The 9,984-nt window shown below is 69.3% G+C and carries 8 protein-coding genes; 3 read left to right on the top strand and 5 right to left on the bottom strand.

The genetic code is table 11. From position 1 onward, the window contains the following. Positions 1-137 precede the first annotated feature (137 nt). Entirely contained in the window at positions 138-314 is a 177-nt protein-coding gene (locus ACZ68L_RS45990; protein ID WP_469590765.1) for a hypothetical protein, read from the top strand. Positions 315-322: 8 nt separating this feature from the next. On the opposite strand, the gene ACZ68L_RS45985 is transcribed toward ACZ68L_RS45990, so the two are convergent. From ACZ68L_RS45985 to ACZ68L_RS45975, 3 genes are read right to left on the bottom strand one after another with little or no spacing between them, the layout of a single operon-like run. Beyond that, positions 323-1,246, bottom strand: a complete 924-nt coding sequence (locus ACZ68L_RS45985; protein ID WP_469590763.1) for a carbohydrate ABC transporter permease — start codon at positions 1,244-1,246, stop codon at positions 323-325. After that, entirely contained in the window at positions 1,243-2,157 is a 915-nt protein-coding gene (locus ACZ68L_RS45980) for a carbohydrate ABC transporter permease (protein WP_469590762.1), read from the bottom strand. Before ACZ68L_RS45980 ends, ACZ68L_RS45985 begins: the two co-directional genes overlap by 4 nt. Before the next feature lie 46 nt (positions 2,158-2,203). Further along, a complete protein-coding gene (locus tag ACZ68L_RS45975) occupies positions 2,204-3,493 on the bottom strand; it encodes an ABC transporter substrate-binding protein (RefSeq protein ID WP_469590760.1) in 1,290 nt (429 codons plus the stop codon). Between the two features lie 266 nt (positions 3,494-3,759). Between ACZ68L_RS45975 and ACZ68L_RS45970 the strand changes: the two genes are divergently transcribed. Then, on the top strand, positions 3,760-5,796 hold the full coding sequence (locus ACZ68L_RS45970) for an NPCBM/NEW2 domain-containing protein (RefSeq protein ID WP_469590758.1): 2,037 nt from the start codon (positions 3,760-3,762) through the stop codon (positions 5,794-5,796). 227 nt (positions 5,797-6,023) lie between these two features. Here ACZ68L_RS45970 and ACZ68L_RS45965 read toward each other — a convergent pair whose 3' ends face one another. After that, a complete protein-coding gene (locus tag ACZ68L_RS45965; RefSeq protein ID WP_469590756.1) occupies positions 6,024-6,959 on the bottom strand; it encodes an ROK family protein in 936 nt (311 codons plus the stop codon). A gap of 179 nt (positions 6,960-7,138) precedes the next feature. On the opposite strand from ACZ68L_RS45965, the gene ACZ68L_RS45960 reads away from it, so the two are divergent. Continuing rightward, complete coding sequence (locus ACZ68L_RS45960; RefSeq protein WP_469590755.1) at positions 7,139-8,167, top strand: LacI family DNA-binding transcriptional regulator; 1,029 nt, start codon at positions 7,139-7,141, stop codon at positions 8,165-8,167. Positions 8,168-8,468: 301 nt separating this feature from the next. Here the strand turns inward: ACZ68L_RS45960 and ACZ68L_RS45955 are convergent, their stop codons facing one another. Then, entirely contained in the window at positions 8,469-9,767 is a 1,299-nt protein-coding gene (locus ACZ68L_RS45955; protein WP_469590767.1) for a DUF6986 family protein, read from the bottom strand. Positions 9,768-9,984 lie beyond the last annotated feature (217 nt).

Below are 9,984 nucleotides of genomic sequence, written 5' to 3'. Positions count from 1 at the left end.
TTGTACGACGGCGGCGCGGACGACACGAGCGAACCCCTCCCCAGCACGACCAACTCCAAGATCATCCCACGCCGGTCAGCCAACGTGACAATGCCCGTTGGAGCGGACAGGCCGGATCGACGACCAGGGGGTACACCGTGCGTCGGACAGTACTTGAGCGGTTTCCCGCGGGAGGGCCGCGAGGCAGCCGGCCCGCGGAGGAATTCGCGGCCGCCCGCCGCTGCGAGGGCGTGGCGGCCGAGGTCGTGATGGATCTGGAGCAGGACGCGTTCCTGGTGGTCGTGCCGGAGCAGCCGACGGACCGCGGCCACTGAGACCTGGGCTACCCCTTGCTGGAGCCCAGCGTGAGCCCCGCGATGAAGTGGCGCTGGAGCAGCAGGAAGACCACGAGTGTCGGCAGCGCGACGATCACCGAGCCTGCGGCAAGGAGGTTGTAGTCCGTGAAGAATTGACCGCGCAGGTTGTTGAGGGCCGAAGTGATGGGGAGCTTGTCGCCGTCGGAGATGAAGACCAGTGCCCACAGGAAGTCGTTGTACATCCAGGTGAACTGGAGCGTGCCGAGCGCGGCCAGGGCCGGGCGGCACAGCGGCAGGGTGATCCGCCAGTATTGGGCCCAGACGCCCGCGCCGTCGACGACGGCGGCCTCCAGGATCTCCCGTGGCAGGGTGCGCATGAAGTTGGCCAGCACGAAGACGCAGAAACCGAGCTGGAAGCCGACCTGGACGGTGACGACGGCCCAGTACGAGTCGAACATCGTCATCGAGTCGGACATCCAGTAGGGCAGCGGGATGCGGTTGAACACGACGTACAGCGGTGTGACGATCACCTGCTGCGGCAGCAGGTTCCCGGCGGTGAAGAGCATCAACAGGACGAGCCCGCCACGCATCTGCAGTCGAGCCAGCGCGAAGGCCACGAACGAGGCGAGGAAGAGGGTGACGAGCACTCCCGGAACCGCGATGATCATGGTGTTGACGAAGTACTTCGTCATGCCTGAGTCGGAGAACGCCTGGCGGTAGTAGTCCAGGGAGAGGTGGCGCGGCAGCGAGAAGTAGCCGTGCGCCGAGGTCTCGTCGTACGGCCGCAGCGAGGCGTACACCGCGAGCAGCAGCGGGGCGAGGAAGGCGAGCGAGACCGCCATCAGGAAGGCGTGGACGCCGATCCTGCCGGGGCGGACCCGGCGCCGAACGGCCGGGGCCGGTGGCGTCGGCGGGGCGCTGGGGCGCGCGGGGGCGGTGTGAACGGTCAACGGTTCTTCTCCCCTCGGAGTTCCTGGACCAGGTACGTCGCGACGAATCCCAGGGAGACGACCAGCAGGACGACGGCGATGGCGGAGCCGAAACCGATGCGGCTGGCCTCACCGATGATGTTGTCGGTGACGAGCACGGAGAGGAGTTCGAGTCCGTTGCGGCCGTGGTTGACGGCGTACACGATGTCGAAGGCGCGCAGGGACTCGATGACGGTGATGACGCCGACGATGACGTTGACCGGCCGCAGCGTGGGGAAGACGACGCGGAAGAAGGTCTGGGCCTCGCCCGCCCCGTCGATCGCCGCGGCCTCCTTCAGCGAGGGGTCGACGGCCTTGAGTCCGGCGAGGTAGAGGATCATCACATAGCCGGTGTGCCGCCAGGCCGCGGCCAGCAGGACCATCCAGATGTTGAGGTCCGGGTCGCCGAGCCAGTCGGTCGGCGACCGCGTGTCCCCGATGACCGCGTTGAGGGCACCCTGGTCGCGGGAGAAGACCAGCTGGGCGATGAAGCCGACCACGGCGAGGGACAGCACGACGGGCATGTAGAGGGTCGACTGGTAGAAACGGCTGAAACGCACACCCTTGTCGATGAGTACGGCGAGCAGCAACCCGAACGGCGCGGCCACCAGACCGAGGAAGCCGAGCCAGAGCAGATTGTGCCGGGCGGCGGGCCAGAACTGTGGGTAGTTCGTGAAGAGGTTCGCGTAGTTCCGCGTACCGACCCACTTGATGTCACCGATGCCGTCCCAGCTGGTGAAGGAGAGCACGACGGAGGCGAGGGTCGGCCCCCACACTACGGCGATGTCGAGCAGGACGGGTATGCCGAGCAGCACACCGAGTACGACGAGGTCGCGGCCGGTGAACCGCCGCGTGACCCGCCGTCCGGTGCGCCGCGCCGAGATGAACGACACGGTCGGTACTCCAGGTTCGGTCGGATTCCGTCGGGGACGTCCTGGATCAGTCGGCGGCGAAGATGGTCTTCTTCTGCCGCTCGATGTCGTTGACCAGACCGTCCACGTCGTTCGGGTTGCTGATGAACCTCTGGATCGCCGGGATCATAACCGTGGAGGAGAAGTCCGGCCGGGTGTCCCGGTCCAGGAACTGGGAGATCTGCTTCGCCCCGGAGACCAGTTCCACGGCCTTCTTCTGGAGCGGCGAGTACGCGGAGGTGTCCGCCTGGTCGCTGACCGCGATGTTGTTCGGGTCGCTCTTCAGGTAGATGTCCTCGGCCTTCCCGGTGGCCAGCCACTTGACCAGGTCCTTGGCGCTCTCCAGGGACTTCTTGTTCTTCAGGTTCTTCGACTTCTTCGCCAGCAGGAATCCGTCGATGGGTGCCTCGACCGCCTCCTGCCCGTGTTCCGGGTTGATGACGGGGAAGGGGAAGAAGTCGATGTCGCCCTGTTCGCCCTCGGGGAACTGGGCGCCGGGGTGCGGCAGGCCGAACACGGCCATGCCGGCCTCCTTCTTCTGGAGACTGGTGGCGGCTTCCTGCCAGGTACGGCCGTTGGCCCCCTGCTGGCAGTACGGCAGGAGCCTGCGCCAGGTGTCGAAGACCTCCTTGACCCGTTTGTCGGTCCAGGCGACCTCACCCGCCATCAGGCTCTTGTGGAACTCGTAGCCGTTGGTCCGCATGTCGATGTAGTCGAAGGTGCCCATGGCGGGCCAGCCGTCCTTGTCGCAGAAGGCGATGGGGTCGAGCTCGTCCTTCTTCATCTGCTTGGCGAGAGCCACATACTCGTCGAGGGTCTTCGGGGCTTGGTAGCCGCGGTCGGCGAACAGGCTCTTGCGGTGGAAGACGGCCCACGGATAGTAGTAGTAGGGCGTGAGGTACTGCTTGCCGTCCGCGCCGGTGGACTGGGCTTTCAGCGCGTCCGAGAAGCCCTTGTAGTCCTGCCAGTTGTCACTGATGTCGTGCAGCAGCCCTTTCTGGGCGAAGAACTGCATCCGGTAGCCCGCGAACCACATGAAGACATCGTCCGGCTTGCCCTGCAGATACCGGTTGATGTTCTCCTGAAAGGTGTTGTGGTCGACGGTGTTGACCTTCACCTTCCGCCCGCCCGACTGTGCCTCGTACGCCGCGAAAGCGTCGGCGAAGGCCTTCTTCGGAATGGGGTCGGACGAATTCGAACCCAGGGTGATCGTCTTCCCGTCACCACCGGGGCCGCTCCCGCAGGCGGTGAGCAGCGAGGGAAGCGTGACGGCTCCCGCGCCCACTGCGGCACCACGCAACAGACTTCGTCGGGACATCCGATGTCCTGCGACGCTGCCCGGCACACCTGACCTGTCGTCATCAGACTGCGTCATGCCCAACTCCTCTGGGATGCAACCCAACACAACCGAACGTGCGATTGGATCTCACCCCCAAGTGATGGTGCCGTCAAGGGTTTTGACGAGATGGCGAACAACCGGCACCGCCGCCCTTCCAACAGACTTCAACACGCCCTAACGTAATCGCACGAATTGACGTGCACATGCTGTCATCCGATCATGCACGAGTATGGAGGAACGTAACGATGCGTCATCTTCCAACCCGTACAACCCGAACCAGCCATCGCAGAGTCATCGGAGCGCTGCTGGCCGGGCTGCTCTGTGCTGCGGGGACTGCCGTTCCCGCCGCCGCCGACTCGCCCGCTCCCGCGCCCGCACCGGCCCCCCAGGCCGACAACGGTCTCGCGCTCACCCCTCCGATGGGGTTCAACAATTGGAACTCGACGCACTGTCGCGCCGAGTTCAACGAATCCATGGTCAAGGGCATCGCCGACATCTTCGTCGAGAAGGGCCTCAAGGACGCCGGCTATCAGTACGTCAATCTCGACGACTGCTGGGCGAAGCCGCAGCGCAATGCGGACGGCGAACTGGAGGCCGATCCGCAGCGCTTTCCGAACGGCATCAAGGCCGTCGCCGACTATGTCCACTCCAAGGGCCTGAAAATCGGCATCTACACCAGCGCCGGCACCAAGACCTGCGACAGCGTGGGGCTTCCGGGTGCGCTCGGCCATGAGTACAGCGATGCGCGGCAGTTCGCGGACTGGGGCATCGACTACCTCAAGTACGACAACTGCAACAATCAGGGAGTCGACGCGAAGAAGCGCTATACGACGATGCGCGACGCGCTGGCGGCGACCGGCCGCCCCATCGTCTACAGCATCTGCGAATGGGGCGAGAACAAGCCCTGGGAGTGGGCCGGTGAACTCGGCAACCTCTGGCGCACGACCGGCGACATCAATGACAGCTGGGGCAGCATGCTGTCGATCACGAAGCAGAACCTGCCCCTCGCCGCCGCCGCGGGCCCGGGACACTGGAACGACCCCGACATGCTGGAGGTCGGCAACGGCGGCATGACGGACACGGAGTACCGCACCCACTTCTCCATGTGGTCCGTGATGGCGGCCCCGCTGCTCATCGGCTCCGATCTGCGCAAGGCGAGTCCGGAGACCTTCGAGATCCTCTCCAACCACGAGGTCGTCGCGGTCGATCAGGACCCGCTGGGCAAGCAGGGCACCGTGCTCTCCTCCACCGCCGGGCGCTGGGTCGTCACCAAGGAGATGCAGGACGGCAGCCGCGTCGTGGCCCTCTTCAACGAGACCGGCGACTCGCAGCGCATCTCGACGACGGCCGAGGCCGTGGGGCTGCCGAGGGCAACCGCGTACACGATGCGCGACCTGTGGGAGCACACGACGTACAACACCGCGGGCAGCGTCTCGGCGACCGTCCCGGCACACGGCACCGTGCTGCTGCGGATCGCCGCCGACCGCAAGTGGGCCGCGCACCCGCCCGCCGTGGAACTCGGCGTCGACACGAACCCGTTGATCGAGGCCGGTCGGACCGCCGCGCTCACGACGACGGTGACGGATCTCGGCCGCACCCCCGCCACGGAGGTGTCCGCAGCGCTCACCGGCCCCTCGGGCTGGCGGGTGAGGGCGGTTTCACCGACCGGATCACCGGCCCTGCCCAGCGGCCGGGCCCTGACCACCCGCTGGCAGCTGACGGCGCCCGCGGGCACGGCCTTGGGGACGTACGACCTGACGCTCACCGCCCGATACCGCTCACCGGCCGGGACACAGGTGGCGTCCACGGTCCCGTTCCGGGCGCACGTGGTGGTCGCACCACCGTCGGGTGTCAGCCATATGAGCGATCTGCCCATGCTCTCCGCCACCAACGGCTGGGGTCCGGTCGAGAAGGACACCAGCAACGGTGAGAGCAAGGCCGGCGACGGGAATCCGCTCACCATCGGCGGCACGGTCTTCGCCAAGGGCCTCGGTGTGCACGCCGACAGCGCCGTCGAGTTCTACACCGGCAGGGCGTGCAGCGCCGTGACGGCGCAGGTCGGGGTCGACGACGAGAAGGGCGCCGAGGGCACGGTCGCCTTCGAGGTGTGGGCCGACGGTGCGAAGGCGGCGTCGACCGGCGTACTGACCAACGCGATGCCCGCGCAGCCGCTCTCGGCGGATGTGAGCGGTGCGCAGGTCGTGCGTCTGGTGGTCACCGACGGCGGGGACGGCATCGATTCCGACCACGCAGACTGGGCGGATCTGCGGATCACTTGCTGACGACGGGGAGGTGACCGGCGGTCGGGGGCGCGGCGATGTCGCGCACCTCCGATCGCCGTTCGGGCCCCGGGGCATCAGGCATCGTCGGCGCGTCTGCTACCTCGGGACCGGCACGTCCGGCGTCCGAGGGCCTCTCGTTCGGATCACGCCGGGCTCGCATGCCCCGGCACCGGGCCCCGCTCGCTGATCCGGCCTGGCCCGGACGAAAGACCCTGGACCGCCACCGCTCAGCCCCTGCCCACGCGGATCGCGGCGGCCGCCGCGCCCACCAGTCCCGCGTCGGTGCCCATCACCGCCGGGGCCACCGTGAGCTGCCGCACGAAGGAGAGCGTGGCGTACCGGCTCAAGGCATGGCGCAGCGGGGTGAAGAGGATGTCGCCCGCTCCGGCCACTCCCCCGCCGATCACCGCGATATCGATCTCGACGAGCGTGGCGGTGGCGGCGATGCCGGCGGCCAGCGCCTGGGCGGCGCGCTCGAACGAGGCGAGGGCGATCCGGTCCCCGGCGCGCGCGGCGGCGGCCACGGCAGCGGCCGAGGCGTCGCCGTCCGGTCCGGGCCGCCAGCCGGCCTCCAGCGCCCGGCGCGCGATGTTCGGTCCGCTGGCGATGCGCTCGACACAGCCGCGCGAACCGCACGGGCACGGATCGCCGTCCAGATCCACGCTGACGTGACCGATGTGCCCCGCGTTGCCCGTCGGACCGGGGTGCAGCTTTCCACCGAGGACGAGTCCGCCGCCGACACCGGTCGACACGACCATGCACAGCGCGTTGTCGTAGCCCCGGGCCGCGCCCAGCCAGTGTTCGGCCGCCGTCATCGCGACCCCGTCGCCGACCAGTTCGACGGGCAGACCACCGACCGCCTTGCCGACCCGTTCCACCAGCGGGAAATCACGCCAGCCGGGGACGTTGACGGGGCTGACCGTGCCGGCCGAGGCGTCCACCGGGCCCGCGCTGCCGATCCCGACGGCCCTCGCCCGTCCCCACAGCGGTGATCCCGACAGCTCCGCCAGCACCTCCGTCACGGCCCCCATCACCGTCTCGGCGCTCTCCCGGGCGGGCGTCGGCCGCTGCGCCCGTACGAGGAGCGCGCCGCTGCCGTCCACCAGCGCGGCGGCGATCTTGGTGCCGCCGATGTCCAGCGCGGCGACGAGGTCGGTAAGCATCGGTGCGGCTCCGTGAGTAGGTGGCGGGGACCTGCGGCTTCGGTAAACAGTCTCCCCAGTCTCCATTCAGCTGACAACGTTGTCCAGGGCCTATGCTCGACGGCAGAGTTCCCGGCCTCTCCGCGGCGTCGCTCGCGGGACCGCCGGGCCGCCAGCCTCCGACGACAGGACAGCGCACCGTGGCCGAGACCGCCCGTCACTCCGAGACCCGTTACGGCAACCGGCCGACCATGAAGGATGTGGCCGCCCGTGCCGGAGTGGGCCTCAAGACGGTCTCCCGTGTGGTCAACAGCGAGCCGGGGGTCACGCCCGACACCGAACGCCGGGTCCAGGAAGCCATCGAGGCACTCGGCTTCCGCCGGAACGACAGCGCACGGGTCCTGCGCAAGGGCCGCACCGCCTCGATCGGCCTGGTCCTGGAGGATCTCGCCGACCCCTTCTACGGGCCCCTGAGCCGCGCGGTGGAGGAGGTCGCCCGTGCCCATGGCGCGCTGCTCATCAACGGTTCGAGCGCCGAGGACCCGGAGCGTGAGCAGGAGTTGGTGCTCGCCCTGTGCGCGCGCCGGGTGGACGGGCTCATCGTGATTCCGGCGGGCGACGACCACCGGTACCTGGAACCGGAGATAAGGGCCGGCGTCGCCACGGTGTTCGTGGACCGGCCGGCGGGCCGGATCGACGCCGACGTGGTCCTCTCCGACAGCTTCGGCGGTGCCCGCGAGGGCGTCGCGCACCTGATCGCGCACGGCCATCGCCGGATCGGCTTCATCGGTGACCAGCCGCGCATCCAGACCGCGACCGAGCGGCTGCGCGGCTACCACGCGGCCATGGCGGACGCCGGGACAGCGGTCGAGGACTCCTGGGTCTCCCTCGGCCCGACCCACCCCGGCCGGGTCCGCGCCGCCGTCGAGGAGATGCTCTCCGGCCCCGAACCCGTCACCGCGCTCTTCGCGGGCAACAACCGGGTGACGGTGACGGCGGTGCGGGTCCTCGCGGAGCAGGAACGCCGGATCGCCCTGGTCGGCTTCGACGACATCGAACTGGCCGACCTGCTCGGCATCACCGTCATCTCGCAGGACGCAGCCGCGGTCGGCCGCACCGCCGCCGAGCGCCTCTTCCGCCGCCTGGACGGCGCGGACCACGCCCCGGCGCGCGTCGAGATCCCCACCACGCTCATCCCCCGCGGCTCGGGCGAACTGTCGCCCGCCTGAGACCCTGTCGGGCGACCTCTGATCGGGCGGCCACGGCCTGGCGCGCACGCTTCCGGCGTTGCCGAAATGCCCTAGTAGCTCCTTCCCCAAGCTCTCAAGGAGCAGGGGAGACCCCATCCGAGGCCATCCCGGCGCCTGGGAATCGCACGCACCATGCCGCGTCCGCTCTCCGATCGAAGGTCACCCGACAGGCTCTGAGCCGCCGGGCGGCGCCGCCGCGCCCGGGGCCGGCCCGGCCGGATCGAGGCCCTCTCGTACCGCGGCCGTTCAGGGGGCGGTGCGGCCGGTGTGCGCTGCGCCGTTACGGCGCGGTCACCGTGAGCCCGCCCCGGCGCGGCGACGCGAACGCGTCCAGTTCCGCGCGCGTCAGCCCGGTCAGACGGGCGACCTCGGCGGTGTCCAGGGCTCCGCAGTCGATGCCGCGCAGGAGGTACCCGCTGAGTGCCTTGGCGGTGGCGGGTTCGTCCATGACGTCGCCACCGGCCTTGGCCACGTACGCGGCAAGGCGCGCCGCGGCCTGCTCCAGGCCCTCGCGGTAGAAGGTGTACACGGCCGCGTAGCGGGTGGGCAGGTGACCCGGGTGCATGTCCCAGCCCTGGTAGTAGGCGCGGGCCAGGGCGCGGCGGGTGAGGCCGTAGTGGAGCCGCCACGCCTCGTGGACCTGATGGGTGGGACCGACCGGAAGGACGTTGGTGGAGCCGTCGGACACCCGTACACCGGTGCCTGCGGCGGCGACCTGCATGACGGCCTTGGCGTGGTCGGCGGCCGGGTGGTCGCTGGCCTGGTAGGCGGCGCTGACGCCGACGCAGGCGCTGTAGTCGAAGGTGCCGTAGTGCAGACCGGTGGCACGGCCCTGCGCGGCGTCGATCATGCGGGCGACGGCGGCGGTGCCGTCCGCGGCGAGGATGGACTGGCTGGTCTCGATCTGGATCTCGAAGCCGAGCCGGCCGGCCGGCAGCCCGTGCGCGCTCTCGAACGCTTCGAGAAGCCGGACGAAGGCGGTGACCTGCTCGGGGTACGTCACCTTGGGCAGGGTCAGCACCAGTCCGTCGGGCAGACCGCCCGCCTGCATCAGACCGGTGAGGAAGATGTCCGTGGTGCGGATGCCGCGGTCGCGTACGGCCGCCTCCATGCACTTCATCCGGATGCCCATGTACGGAGCCGCCGTACCGTCCCGGTACGCCTCCGAGACGAGCCGGGCGGCGCGGGCCGCGTCCTCGTCCTCCTCGGCGTCGGGGCGGGGGCCGTAACCGTCCTCGAAGTCGATGCGCAGGTCCTCGACGGGCTCGCGCTCCAGCTTGGCGCGCACCCGGTCGTGGACGGGCGCGGCGAGTTCGTCCGGAATGCCGAGGGCCGCGGCGAACGCGCCCGCGTCGGGGGCGTGCTCGTCGAGGGCCCGCAGCGCCTGGTCGCCCCACGAGCGGATGGTGCCGGAGGTGAACGTGTCGCCCGGGACATAGACCGTGTGGACCGGCTGGCGCGTCCCCGGGTCCCCGGGGTAGCGACGGGCGAGCTCGGCATCGACCGCGGTGAGGGAGGCGCTGATCTCCTCGCTGACCGCACCGGCGAGGCTCGTTGCCACCTTCTCCTGCTGACCCATTTCCACACCCTCCACAGTCACACTGTTTCCGCTTCCCGGAATCAACAATCCGTATAGTGAAGTTATAAGGCCGTCGGACCTGCGTCAATGGTGATCGAAAGCGGTCCGGGGCCGTGTGGTGAGTACACACCACACGGCCCCGGACCGTCGGGAACCGCTGAGGGGAGGGGTCAGCCCTTGCGGGACTTGACCTCGTCGGTGAGCTGGGGCACGACCT

This window comes from Streptomyces sp. NPDC104309, from assembly GCF_055584025.1.
The sequence above is the reverse complement of the archived record's forward strand: the minus strand, read 5'-3'. Positions and strand labels throughout refer to the sequence as shown.

Coding starts and splice junctions, on each gene's coding strand:
- ACZ68L_RS45975 (WP_469590760.1), bottom strand. CDS start 3,493: ATGTCCCGACGAAGTCTGTTGCGTGGTGCCGCAGTGGGCGCGGGAGCC.
- ACZ68L_RS45965 (WP_469590756.1), bottom strand. CDS start 6,959: ATGCTTACCGACCTCGTCGCCGCGCTGGACATCGGCGGCACCAAGATC.
- ACZ68L_RS45955 (WP_469590767.1), bottom strand. CDS start 9,767: ATGGGTCAGCAGGAGAAGGTGGCAACGAGCCTCGCCGGTGCGGTCAGC.
- ACZ68L_RS45970 (WP_469590758.1), top strand. CDS start 3,760: ATGCGTCATCTTCCAACCCGTACAACCCGAACCAGCCATCGCAGAGTC.